16 protein-coding genes are annotated in these 16892 nt (G+C 37.2%); 15 read left to right on the top strand and 1 reads right to left on the bottom strand.

What is annotated here, in order from left to right:
• The first annotated feature begins 91 nt into the window (after positions 1 to 91).
• From AC5LWL_RS15195 to AC5LWL_RS15125, 15 genes are all read left to right on the top strand, one after another.
• Positions 92 to 373 carry a hypothetical protein gene (locus AC5LWL_RS15195; protein ID WP_493435091.1) on the top strand — a complete coding sequence of 94 codons (282 nt, stop codon included), beginning with the start codon at positions 92 to 94 and terminating at the stop codon, positions 371 to 373.
• A gap of 133 nt (positions 374 to 506) precedes the next feature.
• Positions 507 to 1019 (top strand): signal peptidase II, encoded by a 513-nt coding sequence (gene lspA / locus AC5LWL_RS15190; protein ID WP_493435090.1) that lies wholly within the window; start codon positions 507 to 509, stop codon positions 1017 to 1019.
• Positions 988 to 1899 (top strand): RluA family pseudouridine synthase, encoded by a 912-nt coding sequence (locus AC5LWL_RS15185; RefSeq protein ID WP_493435089.1) that lies wholly within the window; start codon positions 988 to 990, stop codon positions 1897 to 1899. The genes lspA and AC5LWL_RS15185 overlap by 32 nt, the downstream gene beginning before the upstream one ends.
• 169 nt (positions 1900 to 2068) lie before the next feature.
• Entirely contained in the window at positions 2069 to 2611 is a 543-nt protein-coding gene (gene pyrR, locus AC5LWL_RS15180) for a bifunctional pyr operon transcriptional regulator/uracil phosphoribosyltransferase PyrR (RefSeq protein WP_493435088.1), read from the top strand.
• A 175-nt stretch (positions 2612 to 2786) separates the two neighbouring features.
• Positions 2787 to 4094: a uracil-xanthine permease family protein gene (locus AC5LWL_RS15175; RefSeq protein WP_493435087.1), complete on the top strand. Its 1308-nt coding sequence runs from the start codon at positions 2787 to 2789 to the stop codon at positions 4092 to 4094.
• Between the two features lie 211 nt (positions 4095 to 4305).
• Positions 4306 to 5247, top strand: a complete 942-nt coding sequence (locus tag AC5LWL_RS15170) for an aspartate carbamoyltransferase catalytic subunit (RefSeq protein WP_493435086.1) — start codon at positions 4306 to 4308, stop codon at positions 5245 to 5247.
• Positions 5210 to 6496: a dihydroorotase gene (gene pyrC / locus AC5LWL_RS15165; RefSeq protein ID WP_493435085.1), complete on the top strand. Its 1287-nt coding sequence runs from the start codon at positions 5210 to 5212 to the stop codon at positions 6494 to 6496. The genes AC5LWL_RS15170 and pyrC overlap by 38 nt, the downstream gene beginning before the upstream one ends.
• Positions 6493 to 7590, top strand: coding sequence for a carbamoyl phosphate synthase small subunit (locus AC5LWL_RS15160; protein ID WP_493435084.1), 1098 nt, complete (start codon positions 6493 to 6495; stop codon positions 7588 to 7590). Before pyrC ends, AC5LWL_RS15160 begins: the two co-directional genes overlap by 4 nt.
• A complete protein-coding gene (gene carB, locus AC5LWL_RS15155; RefSeq protein ID WP_493435083.1) occupies positions 7577 to 10789 on the top strand; it encodes a carbamoyl-phosphate synthase large subunit in 3213 nt (1070 codons plus the stop codon). Before AC5LWL_RS15160 ends, carB begins: the two co-directional genes overlap by 14 nt.
• A complete protein-coding gene (locus tag AC5LWL_RS15150; RefSeq protein ID WP_493436621.1) occupies positions 10789 to 11565 on the top strand; it encodes a dihydroorotate dehydrogenase electron transfer subunit in 777 nt (258 codons plus the stop codon). Before carB ends, AC5LWL_RS15150 begins: the two co-directional genes overlap by 1 nt.
• Positions 11562 to 12503, top strand: a complete 942-nt coding sequence (locus AC5LWL_RS15145) for a dihydroorotate dehydrogenase (RefSeq protein ID WP_493435082.1) — start codon at positions 11562 to 11564, stop codon at positions 12501 to 12503. The genes AC5LWL_RS15150 and AC5LWL_RS15145 overlap by 4 nt, the downstream gene beginning before the upstream one ends.
• Positions 12475 to 13191 (top strand): orotidine-5'-phosphate decarboxylase, encoded by a 717-nt coding sequence (gene pyrF, locus AC5LWL_RS15140; RefSeq protein WP_493435081.1) that lies wholly within the window; start codon positions 12475 to 12477, stop codon positions 13189 to 13191. The genes AC5LWL_RS15145 and pyrF overlap by 29 nt, the downstream gene beginning before the upstream one ends.
• Complete coding sequence (pyrE, locus tag AC5LWL_RS15135) at positions 13188 to 13814, top strand: orotate phosphoribosyltransferase (protein WP_493435080.1); 627 nt, start codon at positions 13188 to 13190, stop codon at positions 13812 to 13814. Before pyrF ends, pyrE begins: the two co-directional genes overlap by 4 nt.
• 546 nt (positions 13815 to 14360) lie before the next feature.
• The gene (locus AC5LWL_RS15130) at positions 14361 to 14486 is read left to right on the top strand and encodes a hypothetical protein (protein WP_493435079.1); all 126 of its coding nucleotides are present in this window, start codon (positions 14361 to 14363) and stop codon (positions 14484 to 14486) included.
• Positions 14487 to 14604: 118 nt separating this feature from the next.
• The gene (locus AC5LWL_RS15125; RefSeq protein ID WP_493435078.1) at positions 14605 to 15510 is read left to right on the top strand and encodes a nuclease-related domain-containing protein; all 906 of its coding nucleotides are present in this window, start codon (positions 14605 to 14607) and stop codon (positions 15508 to 15510) included.
• A 414-nt stretch (positions 15511 to 15924) separates the two neighbouring features.
• On the opposite strand, the gene AC5LWL_RS15120 is transcribed toward AC5LWL_RS15125, so the two are convergent.
• Positions 15925 to 16824: a DMT family transporter gene (locus tag AC5LWL_RS15120; RefSeq protein WP_493435077.1), complete on the bottom strand. Its 900-nt coding sequence runs from the start codon at positions 16822 to 16824 to the stop codon at positions 15925 to 15927.
• Positions 16825 to 16892 lie beyond the last annotated feature (68 nt).

The raw sequence follows: 16892 nt of genomic DNA, 5'->3' as shown, positions 1-16892 counted from the left end.
TAAAAGTTAAGCTGGTTTTTCATTTGCAATCTGGAAAAACTAATTTTAGAAGATGTTCTTACTATGACAACAGGAAACGGAGGAAAAGCAGATGAATCAGCATTTAGAAAAGCTTTATACAGAACTCCGTATGACACAAATTGAATTGGAAGCAACATTAAGAGTGAAAAGAGAATCAAAAATAAATCAATATATTGAAGCAGAGCTTTATGATGTAGAAGCATCAATGAAACGATTAGAAAATGGTGATTTCGGAACATGTGAAATTTCCGGAGAACTAATTCCGGAAGAGTTATTAGCAATGATACCTACCATCAAATCGAAAAGAGATGTAAAAGAGATTCAATCCTATTATCGAAAATCACTGCATTAAATAGTTAATTTAAAAGGTTTTCATAACATAAGCTTATGAGCGAAAACGTAAGTAATATTGTATAACTACATCACAAAAGGATAACTATCGTTTTTATGCAGTTTATGCTAAAATGCTAAAGGAGACTTGTGAAATGGAGGAAACTTTAGTGTTTTATTACATAATTGCACTTTTTGTTATATTAATTGATCAATGGACAAAATGGTTAGTTGCTAAAAATATGGATCTTGGAGAAAGCATCGAAGTAATAAAAAATATATTTTATATTACTTCCCATCGAAATTCTGGAGCAGCTTGGGGAATTTTGCAAGGGAAAATGGTTTTTTTCTATATTATCACATTATTAGTTATAGCAGGGATTTGTTATTTTATTCAAACAAGCACTAAGGGCAAACGATTATTTGGCGTTTCATTAGGATTGATTTTAGGTGGTGCAGTCGGCAATTTTATCGACCGTGTCAGACATCAGTATGTAGTTGACTTTATTAATACTTATATCTTCGGTTATGATTTTCCGATATTTAATATTGCAGATTCAAGTTTAGTAATCGGCGTTATATTATTGTTAATTGTCATGCTGAGGGAGGAAAGAGAAGCAAAAAAGGAGAAAGAAAATGGAAAAAAGGGAACACATCATTCAAGTTGAGCAAGTAAATGAAAGAATCGATAAAATTATCTCTACGATTGAAAAAGATTGGTCACGCACACAAGTTCAAGCATGGATCAAAGATGGACATGTTACGGTTAATGGAAACCCAGTAAAAACAAAGTATAAAGGGGTATTAAATGACGTTATCATGATTGATATCCCAGATCCTGTTGAATTAGATGTAGTAGCTGAAGAAATGGATCTGGATATTTATTATGAAGATAGCGATGTTATTGTAGTAAACAAGCCGAAAGGGATGGTTGTACATCCAGCTCCTGGTCACGTTTCCGGTACACTAGTAAATGGTCTAATGGCACATTGTAAAGATTTATCCGGTATTAATGGGGTAATGCGGCCAGGGATTGTCCACCGCATTGATAAAGACACGTCTGGCTTGTTGATGGTAGCTAAAAATGATGGAGCACATGAAAGTCTAGTCAATCAGCTAGTTGCAAAAACAGTAACAAGAAAATATAAAGCACTTGTACATGGGTCTATTCCACATGACTACGGCACCATTGATGCCCCGTTAGGACGAGATCCAAAAGAAAGACAAAGCATGACAGTTGTAGATAAAGGAAAACATGCTGTTACGCATTTTCATGTATTAGAAAGATTTGATGGTTTTACACTTGTTGAATGTCAATTGGAAACAGGCAGAACACATCAAATTCGTGTGCATATGAAATACATTGGTTTCCCATTGGCTGGGGATCCCAAATATGGGCCGCGCAAAACATTGGATATAGGCGGTCAAGCGCTTCATGCAGGAATTTTAGGATTTAATCATCCAAAAACAGGTGAATATAAAGAATTCGAAGCACCACTTCCGAAATACTTTGAGACACTTATAGACAATTTGCGAAATAATCGTTGACAAAAAGCGTTGTTTATACTACCATTAGGTTAGTTAAATAAGTCCTTTAAATCAATCCCGTGAGGTTGAGAAGGAAACGGATATGCCATTTATAATGGCTAATTATGCACAAATCTGTCCTCTCTTCCAAATCGGTTGAGAGGATTTTTTTGTAGAAAGGTGATTATATATGTCACAAAAAGCACTTGTATTAGATAGTCAAGCAATTAGACGAGCTTTAACAAGAATCGCACATGAAATTATTGAAAAAAATAAAGGAATAGAGAATTGCATCCTAGTAGGTATTCGAACAAGGGGAATTTATATTGCCGATCGACTTGCAGAAAAAATTTCTCAAATTGAAGGAAAAAAAATCGCAGTTGGTGAGCTTGATATTACCTTGTATCGAGATGATTTATCGAAAAAAACAAATAACCAGGACCCACTTGTAAAAGGATCCGATATTCCAACAGAGATTCAGGATCTAACAGTTATTTTAGTAGATGATGTACTGTATACAGGCAGAACGGTCCGTGCAGCAATGGATGCATTGATGGATATAGGAAGACCTTCTTCCATTCAACTTGCAGTGCTAGTAGACAGAGGACATAGAGAACTGCCGATTAGAGCCGATTATGTAGGGAAAAATATTCCCACATCCAGCTCCGAAAAGATTGTCGTTGAATTAGCAGAAGTGGATGAGCATGATGAAGTAAATATATATGAAAAGTAAATAAACCCTTTTAATAGCAGTTCCGTGAAACTGACAAGGGGTGTTGAAAACAGTGGGTCTATTTCCCTCTGCTTAAAACCCCTTGTGTGCCTTGCACAAAGGGGTTTTTTTATCCCAGTTTGCACATACTAAACATAAAAACATTCTATTGAAGCAGCAAAAGAGGAGAAAGAACATGAATAAAAACAAACCGCTATTAGACATACATGATAAACCATCTACTTCTCAATGGGTGACATTAAGTTTACAGCACTTATTCGCCATGTTTGGCGCAACCGTATTAGTACCATATTTAATCGGATTAAGCCCTGCAGTTGCTTTAATTTCAAGCGGATTAGGGACACTGGCATTTTTAATTATTACTAAATGGCAAGTACCGGCTTACTTAGGATCATCCTTTGCATTTATCGCACCGGTGATAGCAGCCAAAGAGCTAGGTGGACCAGGGGCAGCTATGATTGGAACATTTATTGCAGGAATAGTGTACGCGATAGTCGCACTACTCATTAAAAAAGTAGGGTATCGCTGGATTATGAATTTACTTCCGCCAATTGTTGTCGGTCCAGTTATCATGGTAATCGGATTAGCATTGGCTAGTACAGCAGTAAATCAGGCAATGAATAACCCAGCCACTCAAAAATACAATCTATTGTACTTCTCTGTAGCATTAGTAACACTGCTTGCGACAATACTATTTACGATATTCGGCAAAGGGGTGTTCAGCTTTATCCCGATTCTAGCTGGAATTATAGTCGGCTACTTATACGCATTAGCAGTTGGTGTGGTTGATTTTCAACAAGTAATAGATGCAGACTTATTCGCAATGCCAGACTTCATCTTCCCTTTTGTGGACTATGAAGTAAATATAAATGTTGCCATATTAGCACTGTTTGTTCCAGTGGCTGTTGTAACATTAACAGAGCATATTGGCCATCAGCTTGTTTTAAGTAAAGTAGTAGGAAAAGATTATATTAAGGATCCAGGCCTGCACCGAAGCATACTAGGAGATGGAACTGCAACCCTTATTTCATCCCTAATCGGAGGTCCGCCAAAAACGACGTATGGTGAAAATATAGGTGTACTGGCAATTACTAGAGTCTACAGCGTATATGTACTAGCAGGTGCAGCTGTTCTCGCCATTATCTTCGGCTTTATTGGTAAGATTACAGCTCTGATTCATTCTATACCTGCTCCAGTAATGGGCGGTGTATCTATACTACTATTCGGAATTATTGCTTCATCAGGACTTAGAATATTAGTGGAAGCAAAAACTGATTTTAGCAACAACCGCAACTTAGTGATTGCGTCGGTTATCCTTGTAACAGGTATTGGAGGAGCATCCATCCATATAGGGGATCAATTTAAAGTAGAGGGAATGGCACTAGCAGCAATCATTGGGATTATTCTCAATATTGTTCTTCCAGGTAAAGAAAAAGCAACAGATGATTTATTTGAAGAAGATAAATCAGGACAAACTAAATAAGAAACACCTTTTAAAAAAGTACAGAGAGACTTCTAAGGGTGTTGAAGGTTTCACCATGCATACGTAAGCTGTTTTCTAATAAACCGGCTTAAGTAAGTATGTGTGTATGAACATTCAACTTTTGACACCCGAGTAAAGAAAACAGGGTGTCTTTTTTTGAAAAGTTTTATTGCTTGGTTACACGCAATTATTGATAAAAGGAGGAACAATAATGGAAAACTTATTAACGACATCAGATTTAGCTGTTGAAGATATTAAGGCACTCCTTCATGAAGCACAGGATTTTGCCAACGGGGCGGTGTGGAAGCCAGATAAACAAAGCTTTGTAGCAAATCTTTTCTTTGAGCCAAGTACTAGAACAAAAGGCAGTTTTGAAGTGGCAGAAAGAAAGCTAGGACTTGAAGTAGTTCCATTTGAGACAAATGCATCCAGTGTAGTTAAAGGGGAAACATTATATGATACAGTCCGCACCTTGGAGTCAATTGGTGTTCATGCCGTAGTTATCAGGCATCAAAAAGATAATTATTTTCAAGAACTTATAGGAAAAATAAATATTCCCGTCATTAATGCAGGGGACGGATGCGGAAATCATCCTACTCAATCATTATTGGATTTATTCACGATACAACAAGAGTTTACAAGCTTTGAAGGATTAAAAATCAGCATTATAGGAGACATAAGACATAGTCGTGTTGCCCGATCAAATGCAGATGCTTTGACAAGACTTGGAGCGAAAGTAGTTTTCTCCGGTCCAAAAGAATGGTTTGATGAAACGGTTCTGCAAGATGCTAATTATGAAGAAATCGATACTGCAATAGAGACATCAGATGTTGTTATGCTGTTAAGAATTCAATATGAACGCCATGATGAAAATGCATTAGAAATGGATAAACAAGCGTATCATCAAAAATACGGATTAACGATCGAAAGAGAAAAACGAATGAAGCCGGGAAGCATCATTATGCATCCTGCTCCTGTTAACCGAGATGTTGAAATTGCTGACGAACTAGTGGAATGTGAACGTTCAAGAATTTTCAAGCAAATGCAAAATGGTGTGTTTATTCGCATGGCAGTATTAAAAAGATCACTACAAATGGTTGAAGGAGGAAATTTAAATGTCAACACTAATAAAAAATGGCCAATTGCTTACTAATACAGGTGAAATGGTAACAAAAGATATCTATATAGAGGATGGGACAATTAAAGAAATAGCTTCAACGATTACAAAGGAAGCAGAAGAAATAATAGAAGCAAATGGAAAATTGGTTGCACCAGGATTTATAGATGTGCATGTTCACTTAAGAGAACCCGGCGGTGAAAAGAAAGAGACGATAGCAACAGGAACGATGGCTGCTGCAAAAGGTGGATTTACAACCATTGCTAATATGCCAAATACAAGACCTGTTCCAGATACAGTAGAAAATTTACATAGCCTTAATGAACGAATAAAGGAAACGGCTAATGTTCATGTGCTTCCATATGCGTCAATAACGATTAGACAATTAGGAGAAGAGTTGACAGACTTTGCTGCATTAAAAGAGCTAGGAGCCTTTGCATTTACAGATGACGGTGTAGGTATTCAAGAAGCCGGACAAATGTTAGAAGCCATGAAGCGTGCAGCAAACTTAAACATGGCAATTGTTGCCCATTGTGAAGATAACAGTCTTATTAACAAAGGCTGTGTACATGAAGGGGAATATTCAAAAGCAAATGGATTAAACGGGATTCCATCTGTTTGTGAGTCGGTGCAAATTGCAAGGGATGTACTTTTAGCCGAAGCAGCAGGCTGTCATTATCATGTTTGCCATATTAGCACGAAAGAATCTGTTCGAGTAGTCAGGGATGCGAAAAAAGCAGGAATCCGAGTTACTGCTGAGGTATCTCCACATCACTTGCTGCTATGCGAAAACGATATTGAAGGAAAAGATACTAATTTTAAAATGAATCCTCCTTTAAGAGGAAAAGACGATCGCGATGCATTAATAGAGGGACTACTTGATGGTACCATCGATTTTATTGCAACAGATCATGCACCGCATACAGCAGAAGAAAAAGCACAGAAAATCGAATTGGCTCCCTTTGGAATTGTCGGTTTAGAAACGGCTTTCCCATTATTATATACTCATTTTGTGAAGACAAAGAAAATGACAATTTCGCAGCTGATCGACTTTTTAACAACAAAACCGGCAGATACTTTCCAGCTTGCAGCAGGGAGATTAGAAGTAGGAAAAGCCGCTGATATCGTGATTCTTGATTTAGAGAAGACGGAAGAAATTGATCCTGAAACATTCTTATCAAAAGGAAAAAACACACCGTTTACAGGGTGGGAATGTCAAGGATGGCCAATAGTTACATTAGTAGATGGACAAATTGCTTGGAGAAAGGAAAGTGTGAACGCATGAAAAAACAATTAATTCTTGAAGATGGTACTGTGTTTATTGGCGAAGGCTTTGGCGCAGATACAAACACAATTGGAGAAGTGGTATTTAATACAGGAATGACAGGCTATCAAGAAATATTATCCGACCCGTCTTATTGTGGACAGATTGTAACGTTAACCTATCCATTAGTAGGAAATTACGGAATCAATCGCGATGATTTTGAGTCGATAACACCTGCCATTCAAGGATTTATTGTAAAAGAAGTTTGCGATTTTCCATCCAATTGGAGAAATGAACTTTCCCTTGATGAATATTTTAAGCAAAAAAACATTCCTGGATTAGCTGGAATTGATACAAGAAAATTAACAAGAATTATTCGTCAGCATGGTGCCTTAAAAGGCGCGATATGCAATATGGAAGAAGATATAAAGAGCGTGATCGAGCATCTGCAAAGCACGGAATTAAGAAACGATCAAGTACAACAAGTGTCAACGAAAAAAGCTTATCCTAGCCCAGGACGCGGGTCTAGAGTGGTCTTGGTCGATTACGGAATGAAACATGGCATCCTAAGAGAGCTGAATCAGCGAGATTGTGATGTAATCGTCGTTCCTTACAATACTTCTGCAGAAGAAATTTTACGTCTTAGTCCAGATGGAATTATGCTGTCAAACGGCCCTGGAGATCCAAAAGATGTTCCGGAATCCATTGAAATGATAAAAGGAATAGTAGGGAAGGTACCACTGTTTGGAATTTGTTTAGGACATCAGCTATTTGCTTTAGCAAGTGGTGCTAATACAGAAAAAATGAAATTCGGCCATAGAGGATCCAATCATCCAGTCAAAGATCTATTAACAGGAAAAGTTTCCTTAACGGCTCAAAATCATGGCTATACAGTAGAAGAAAAGACAGTTGAAAATACAGATCTAGAAGTAACTCATATCGCTTTAAATGATGGAACAATCGAAGGATTAAAGCATAAAAAATATCCAGCGTTTACTGTTCAGTATCATCCAGAAGCATCACCAGGACCAGAAGATGCAAACTACTTATTCGATCGATTTATTTCCATGATTTTATCCCACAAACAGGAAGGTGCCGCATATGTCAAAGCGTAATGATATAAAAAGTATTTTAGTAATTGGATCAGGACCAATCATCATAGGACAGGCAGCAGAATTTGACTATGCAGGAACACAGGCTTGTATGGCATTAAAAGAAGAAGGCTATCGAGTAATTCTTGTAAACTCCAACCCTGCAACCATCATGACAGACACAGAGATGGCTGATGCTGTATATATTGAACCACTGACATTAGAATTTGTCAGCAGAATTATCCGCAAAGAAAGACCAGATGCAATCCTGCCAACACTTGGAGGACAAACAGGATTAAACATGGCAATTGAGCTCTCAGAAGCAGGTGTATTGGAAGAATGCGAGGTAGAGGTGCTTGGAACAAAGCTATCAGCGATTCAGCAAGCAGAAGACCGTGACCTTTTCCGTAGGTTAATGAATGAGCTAAATGAGCCAGTACCTGAAAGTGACATCATTCATAATTTAGAAGAGGCGAAAGCATTTGTAGAAAAAATAGGCTTTCCAGTAATCGTCCGTCCTGCTTTTACATTAGGAGGCACAGGTGGAGGAATTTGTCATAACGAGGCAGAACTAGAAGAGATTGTAACAAGCGGATTAAAAAATAGCCCGGTAACCCAATGTTTATTAGAAAAAAGCATCGCTGGATTCAAGGAAATTGAATATGAAGTAATGCGTGACAGCAATGACAGTGCTATTGTGGTATGTAATATGGAAAACATTGATCCAGTGGGGATTCATACGGGGGACAGCATCGTAGTTGCTCCGAGCCAAACATTAAGCGATCGTGAATATCAGCTATTGCGCAATACATCATTAAAAATTATCCGCGCTTTAAAAATTGAAGGAGGATGTAATGTTCAGTTAGCATTAGATCCAGATAGCTATCAATACTATATAATCGAAGTGAATCCGCGTGTAAGCCGTTCATCGGCACTAGCAAGTAAAGCAACAGGTTATCCAATCGCAAAACTTGCAGCAAAAATAGCCGTCGGGTTAACATTAGATGAAATGATGAACCCAGTTACTGGAAAAACATATGCAAGCTTTGAACCGGCATTAGATTATATCGTAAGTAAAATACCACGCTTTCCTTTTGACAAATTTGAGTCTGCAAAACGTAACTTAGGAACACAAATGAAGGCAACCGGCGAGGTAATGGCAATCGGAAGAACGTTTGAGGAGTCATTATTAAAGGCAATTCGTTCATTAGAAGCAAAAGTATATCATTTTGCTTTAACTTCTGGAGAAGAAATCAATGATGACTTATTAGAAAAAAGAATTCGCAATGCCGGAGATGAGCGTCTATTCTATATAGCAGAAGCCTTAACAAGAGGTATTTCGATTGAAACAATTCATGATTGGAGCAAAATTGATTTATTTTTCCTAAAGAAAATGGAAGGCATCATTTTGCTGGAAAAGGAATTAGCCGATCACCCATTTGATTTTGAATTAGCCAAAAAGGCAAAGGAAAAAGGGTTTGCAGATAGTCAATTAGCTAAACTTTGGAATACAACAGAACTTAAGGTTTACAACTGGAGAACAGAAAACAAACTTGTACCGGTCTATAAAACAGTCGATACATGTGCTGCAGAATTTGAATCCGAGACACCTTATTATTATGGAACGTATGAAGAAGAGAACGAGTCAATTGTAACAGATCGAAAAAGTATCGTTGTGCTTGGTTCTGGCCCAATCCGAATTGGCCAAGGAATTGAGTTTGATTATGCAACGGTACATTCCGTATGGGCAATTAAAGAAGCTGGGTATGAAGCAATTATTATCAACAACAATCCAGAAACAGTTTCAACAGACTTTAGTATATCGGATAAACTTTATTTTGAACCATTGACAATAGAAGATGTTATGCACATCATAGATTTAGAAAAACCAGAAGGCGTTGTCGTTCAATTTGGGGGGCAAACAGCGATTAACCTAGCTGCACAATTAGTGGAGCGTGGAGTGAAGATATTAGGAACTACTTTGGAAGATTTAGATAGAGCGGAAGATCGTGACAAGTTCGAACAGTCCCTTCAAGCTTTGGAAATACCAATGCCAGAAGGAAAAACGGCTTTATCTGTTCAAGAAGCAATAGTAGTGGCAGAAAGAATTGGCTATCCGGTGCTAGTACGTCCTTCTTATGTACTTGGCGGAAGAGCAATGCAAATTGTTTACAAAGAAGCAGAATTGATTCCTTATATGGAAAATGCCGTTAAAGCAAGCCCAGGGCAGCCAATCTTAATTGACCGTTATTTAACAGGAAAAGAGATAGAAGTAGATGCTATCTGTGATGGCAAGGATGTAGTGATTCCAGGAATTATGGAACATATTGAACGAGCAGGCGTTCACTCAGGTGATTCGATTGCAGTATATCCACCGCAAAGTTTATCAAATGAAATAAAACAAACATTAATTGACTATACAACAAGACTTGCAAAAGGGTTAAATATTGTCGGGCTGCTCAATATTCAATATGTTGTTTCAAAAGGGGATGTATTTGTACTTGAAGTAAATCCTCGTTCAAGCAGAACCGTACCTTTCTTAAGCAAAATAACCAATGTACCAATGGCAAAAATCGCAACGAAGGTTATTTTAGGAGAAACATTAGAAAGTCTTGGCTATACTTCTGGATTAGTTCCAGAAAAAAATGGTGTCTTTGTAAAAGTACCAGTTTTCTCTTTTGCTAAATTGAGAAGAGTAGACATTACGCTTGGACCTGAAATGAAGTCAACGGGAGAAGTAATGGGAAAAGATACTACATTGGAAAAAGCGTTATATAAAGGATTAATAGCATCAGGAATGAAAATCAAAACATTTGGAACGGTCTTAATGACAATCGGTGATAAAGATAAAGAAGAAGCCTTACAGTTAGCGAAGAGATTTACAAACATTGGATATAGCCTAATGGCAACAAGCGGTACGGCAGCCTTTTTAGAAAAAAATAATATCCCGGTAAAAGTAGTAGATAAAATTGGAGGACAAGGTAAAACATTAATTGATGTGATCCGCGACGGCCAAACACAATTTGTTATCAATACTTTCTCAAAAGGAAGCCAGCCAGCACGTGACGGTTTCAGAATAAGAAGAGAATCTGTTGAAAATGGAATTCCTTGTTTAACATCACTAGATACTGCAGAAGCAATCTTGCGAGTAGTAGAAAGCATGACCTTTTCTGCTGAAGCGATGTGTGGAGATCACAAAAGTTTGGAGGCAGTGTTTTCATGATAAAAAACGAATTATGCAACGTTGTCAAACATACGGAAATTGCTGAAAATATAATGGAGCTCACCCTTAGTGGTGAGCTTGTTCATGAAATCGATGAACCAGGAAAATTTGTCCATATAAAAGTAGGCGATACCTTTGAACCACTACTAAGACGACCAATCAGCATCTCTAAAATCGATCAAACAAATCGAACCTTTACCATGATTTATCGAAAAGAAGGACGTGGAACACAGCTTTTAGGGGAGAAAAAAGCTGGAGAATTGGTAGATGTACTCGGTCCACTTGGAAACGGATTTAAAGTAGAAGAAGCAGCAGTCGGTGAAACAGCCCTTTTAGTCGGCGGTGGAATCGGTGTTCCCCCACTTTATGAACTCGCACATCGTTTAACAGCAAAAGGTGTAAAAGTAATTACTGTGTTGGGTTTTCAAACATCATCTGTTGTATTTTATGAAAAGGAATTTCAAGCTTTAGGGGACACTTTTGTTGCAACTGTGGATGGAACGCATGGAACAAAAGGGTTTGTAACGGATGTTATTGCACAACAAGCGCTTCAATTTGATGTGCTATTTTCCTGCGGACCAACCCCGATGCTTCGTAATCTAGAAAAATCGTTTCCAGATAAAAGAGTATTTATTTCATTAGAAGAAAGAATGGGCTGCGGAATCGGTGCCTGCTTTGCATGTGTTTGCCATAAAGCAGATGATCCAACAGGATTTACGTATAAAAAAGTTTGTACAGACGGACCGGTATTTAAGGCAGGGGAGGTAGTAATATGAATCGATTACAAATAGAGCTGCCTGGTTTAAGCTTAAAAAATCCAATCATGCCTGCATCTGGCTGCTTTGGTTTCGGGCGAGAGTTCAGCAATTTGTATGATTTAAGTGAACTAGGCGCTATAATGATTAAAGCAACAACAGCTGAACCAAGATTTGGAAATCCGACTCCACGGGTGGCTGAAACAACTTCTGGTATGCTGAATGCCATTGGTCTGCAAAATCCTGGTTTAGCAAAAGTAGTAGGAGAAGAGCTGCCATGGCTTGCTAATTATGACGTTCCGATTATCGCAAACGTTGCAGGATCATCAGAAGAGGACTATATGGAGGTAGCAAAAGAAATATCAAAAGTTCCAAATGTAAAAGCTTTGGAATTAAATATTTCTTGTCCGAATGTTAAAACTGGTGGAATTATGTTTGGAACCATCCCCGAAGTAGCGGAAAACCTTACGCGAAAAGTAAAAGAGGTATCTGAAAAGCCTGTTTATGTGAAACTTTCGCCAAATGTAACAAATATTGTGGACATGGCAAAAGCAGTAGAAGCAGGCGGTGCAGATGGCATTACGATGATCAATACATTGCTTGGCATGCGCTTGGATTTAAAAACAGCGAAACCGATTCTAGCCAATAAAACAGGCGGTTTATCAGGTCCTTCTATCAAACCAGTTGCCATTCGTATGGTTTATGAAGTAAGCCAAGCAGTTGATTTGCCGATTATTGGCATGGGCGGCGTTACTTCTGCAGAGGATGTACTGGAATTTTTCTATGCAGGTGCAAGTGCAGTGGCAGTAGGTACAGCAAACTTTGTAGACCCTTTTATCTGTCCAAAAATTATTGCAGAATTGCCAGCATTATTAGATCGTTATGGCATCAATCATATAGCAGAATGTACGGGAAGGAGTTGGGGCAAGCATGAACAATTCGCTTATCATCGCCCTTGATTTTGCAGATAAGGAAGAGGTTTTCTCCTTTTTAAAGAAATTTAATGGAGAATCTTTATTTGTAAAAGTAGGAATGGAGCTATTTTACAAAGAAGGGCCAAGCATCCTTCATCATTTAAAAGAGCAAAACCATCAAATTTTCCTAGATTTAAAATTGCATGATATACCGAATACGGTAAAAAGCGCAATGAAAAATATGGCAGGTCTTGGTGTAGATCTTGTCAATGTGCATGCAGCTGGAGGAATACCGATGATGCAGGCAGCAGTAGAAGGATTAGAGGCCGGTACCACTGCAGGGAAAATCCGTCCTCGCTGTATTGCTGTTACCCAATTAACAAGCACATCGGAAGCACAAATGCAAAATGAACAATTAATCAAAGTGCCGCTGTTGGATTCTGTCTTGCATTATGCCAGCATTACTAAACAGGCTGGTCTTGATGGAGTGGTATGTTCCACATTGGAAGCAGCAAGTATTCGAAAGCAACTAGGAACAGAATTTTTAACCGTTACACCAGGAATTCGGTTAGAAACTGATAATGTGCAAGATCAAGTTCGTGTTGCAAGCCCGAAAACAGCAAGAGACAATGGTGTTTCGGCAATAGTGGTTGGACGGTCAATTACTAGAAGTGTTAATCCATATGAAAGTTATGTTCAGTTTAAAAATGAGTGGGAGGGTATCACAAAATGAAGCATACTATCGCAGAGCAATTATTAGAAATCAAAGCTGTTTTTCTACAGCCAACCAATCCATTTACATGGTCATCTGGCCTGAAGTCGCCAATTTATTGTGACAATCGTTTAACATTGTCTTACCCAAAAGTACGTAAAGAGATTGCGGCTGGATTGGCAGAATTAATTAAGGGGAAGTTTCCTGAAACGGAAGTCGTAGCGGGAACAGCAACAGCAGGCATTCCTCACGCTGCATGGGTCAGCGATGTGCTTGATCTTCCTATGTGTTATGTTCGTTCAAAAGCAAAAGAGCATGGCAAAGGAAATCAGATTGAAGGGAAAATAGAAAAAGGCCAAAAAGTAGTTGTAGTGGAAGATTTAATTTCGACTGGTGGAAGTGTTATTACAGCAGTTAATAGCCTTCGCGAAGCAGGATGTGAAGTATTAGGTGTAGTATCGATTTTTACATACGAGTTAACAAAAGGAAAAGAATTATTGGCAGATGCTGATATTACAGCCTATTCACTAACCGATTATTCAAGTTTATTAGAAGTAGCTGAAAAAAGCGGATATATTCAACAAAGCGATTTGGCAAGCTTACAGGCATGGAAAGAAAATCCTGCAGAGTGGGCAGCTAAATAAAATAATAGTAATAGATATAGATAGTGCATCCTTTAGCTGTTTGAGTGGGGGTGCACTTATTTTTATAGTGAATATACAAATACCTCCCACCAAAAATAGAATATCTAACTAATAATCCAATCTTTTTTCCCCTGTGGATGATGGTTATTCATATTTCCTATTTCAAAAGAAAGCACTTCAGTAAAATATTGCTTGAATGTATAGTGTCTTTCTCTATTGATGCTATACAGCCTATAATTGATAGGTTAATTGAGTATAAAATAGAACTATTTAGACAACCAGTAGTAGCAGAATATAAAAATGATGAGACGGTGTCTAAAAAAATGAATTTCTTGTTCAAGATCCAGATGGTTATTTAATTAGGTTTTCACAAGACATTAAAAATTAATAATAAGGGTAATAGTTGAGAAATCGAATGAAAAAAGTTCTTATTCATTGCTGTTGCTTCTATGAAAATTTATAAATAATGTGGATAGGCTACACTAAGTTGGACAGATAAAATAAGGGGTTGTAAACTTAGACTATTAACTTAAGGAGCGTGCTAATATGACACGTCAACGTCGAACCTTTACACCCGAATTTAAACTGCAATTAGTCAAGCTTTATGGGATGGGTTTTATATTTCATAAGGAAAAATTAAACGATTTTATTCATGATATTTATTACTGTTAATTATAGGGGAGTTTAAGTGGTACAATGTTTACAAAAAATTCATTTATTTATGCTAGATGTTCCATTATATTTTAATAAAATAGACGTAAAGTTTCGAATATAAGAAAGGAAGTGTACGATGCTTTTCAAACCCCGTATGGAATCTACCGAATTACTGCTATTGAAATGCTTAAACAAGCGAATGAATTTATCTGTGAAAGACAAGCAGCGTTATTACAATCTTAAAAAGGGCTATGAAGGGGAGGTAATGTTTGATTTATTAACAGAAAAACTTGCGTGTGACTGCATGATATTAAATGATTTATTATTAAAAATAAATAATACTATTTTTCAAATCGATTCCTTGATTATTATGTCAGAGACCATTTTCTTTTTTGAAGTGAAAAATTTTAATGGAGATTATTATTATGAATCCAATAAACTATATACATTCACAAAATCGGAAGTGCTGAATCCACTACATCAATTGGGGCGAAGTGAATCGCTGCTGCGCCAGTTGTTGGACAATTTAGGATGTAAAATCCCTATTGATGCATCCGTCGTTTTTATTAACCCCGAATTTACTTTATATCAAGCACCTCTTAATAAACCGTATATTTATCCCACACAAGTTAACCGCTATTTGCAAAAACTCCATACAACAAATTCAAAGTTAAATGGAAAACATAAAATGCTCGCAGAAAAATTATATTCTCTGCATTTGCAGGAATCTCCTTTTCAGCAATTGCCGAGTTATGATTATGACGGGCTTCGAAAGGGAATTACTTGTGTTGCGTGCCACTCCTTTTCCATTTCAGAAGAAGGAAAAAAATGCATCTGTACGAAATGTGGGAAGGAAGAAGAAGTCGAACTTGCTGTGATGCGAAATGTGGATGAGTTTAAGCTGCTTTTTCCTGACCGAAGAATAACTACTAATATTATTCATGAATGGTGCAAATCAGTGAACTGTAAAAGGAAAATAAGAAGAATATTAGAAAAAAACTTTAAGAGAGTAGGGGTTCGTCAATGGACATTCTATGAATAGAATAATCTTATGAAGGTATTATTCGCTTATGAAAGACAAAAAAGCAGAAAAAACAAAAATTCTGTCCATCATTCGGCTTATGAAAGACAAAAAAGCAAAAAAAACAAAAATTCTGTCCATCATTCGGCTTGTGAAGGACAAAAAAGCGAAAAAAACAAAAATTCTGTCCATCATTCGGCTTATGAAGGACAAAAAAGCGAAAAAAACAAAAATTCTGTCCATCATCCAGCTTATGAAAGACAAAAAAGCAAAAAAAACAAAAATTCTGTCCATCATCCAGCTTATGAAGGACAAAAAAGCAGGAAAAACAGAAATTCTGTCCATCATCCAGCTTATGAAGGACAAACCTCCAACACAAAAACTAAATTTCTTTCCTTCAGTACTCATATTAGTTCGTTTCTCTCGTTTACTCTTTCAGTCAGATTGTGTAGCAATTGTTTTTTTCTTTATTCCAGATGTTAGAATAACGCCAAGGAATACAAATATTCCACCAACTATTTGTTCGTTTGATATACTTTCGCCTAAAAACAAGCCTATCATTGCAGTGAAAACGGGAATCAAGTTAAGAAAAATTCCGGCTTGGTTTGGACTGATTTGTTTTAATGCCATATTCCAAAATACAAAGGAACAAGCGGAAGGAAATAATACCATATAGAGTATCCCTACCATTCCCACTGTCGTCATTTTGCTAAAATCTATCCCTTGCATAAACGCAAATGGAGCAAGAATGATCATGGCAAAAAGTGTTGAAATTGCTGTAGTCGTTATAGGAGGAAGTGGGATTCTTCTGCCTAAAAGAGAATAGAATGTCCATGCAACAACAGCACCAATCATTAATAAATCTCCAGTATTATATTGGCTATGAAAAATTTGGCTGATTTTTCCTTCTGTTAATAGCACGATTGCTCCGAATAAAGAAATTAAAAGTCCTGAAATTTGTGTTTTTGTCATTTTTTCCTTTAATAGCAAAAAGGAAAAAAATACGATGATTCCGGGATTTATCGTATTAACAAGAGCCGCATTAGTTGCGGATGTATATTTTAAAGCTTGATAGAGAAGTAGATTATAAGCAATAACTCCAAGTATTCCATGAATGACAAGCAGGTGGCAATGTTTACGCACGATCTTCCAATCTGGCATTTTTTCAAGAAAAAATGCCAGGGGAAGGAGGATCAATAAAGCCAATACCCATCTTGAAAACGTAATCCATACTGGGGTCAATTCAGTACCAACCATTTTTCCAAAAACAAAATTACCTGCCCAAAATAAAGTAGTCAAGAGCAGGAGAATAAAAACTCTTCCATTCATTTTCATTACAAATCTCCTTTTATGTAAAAAGTACGAATAGGAATGGTGAAAACACCATTCCTAGAGTCTCGAAA

This window comes from Niallia sp. WK069_GA_01 (genome assembly GCF_983173855.1).
The sequence above is the reverse complement of the archived record's forward strand: the minus strand, read 5'-3'. Positions and strand labels throughout refer to the sequence as shown.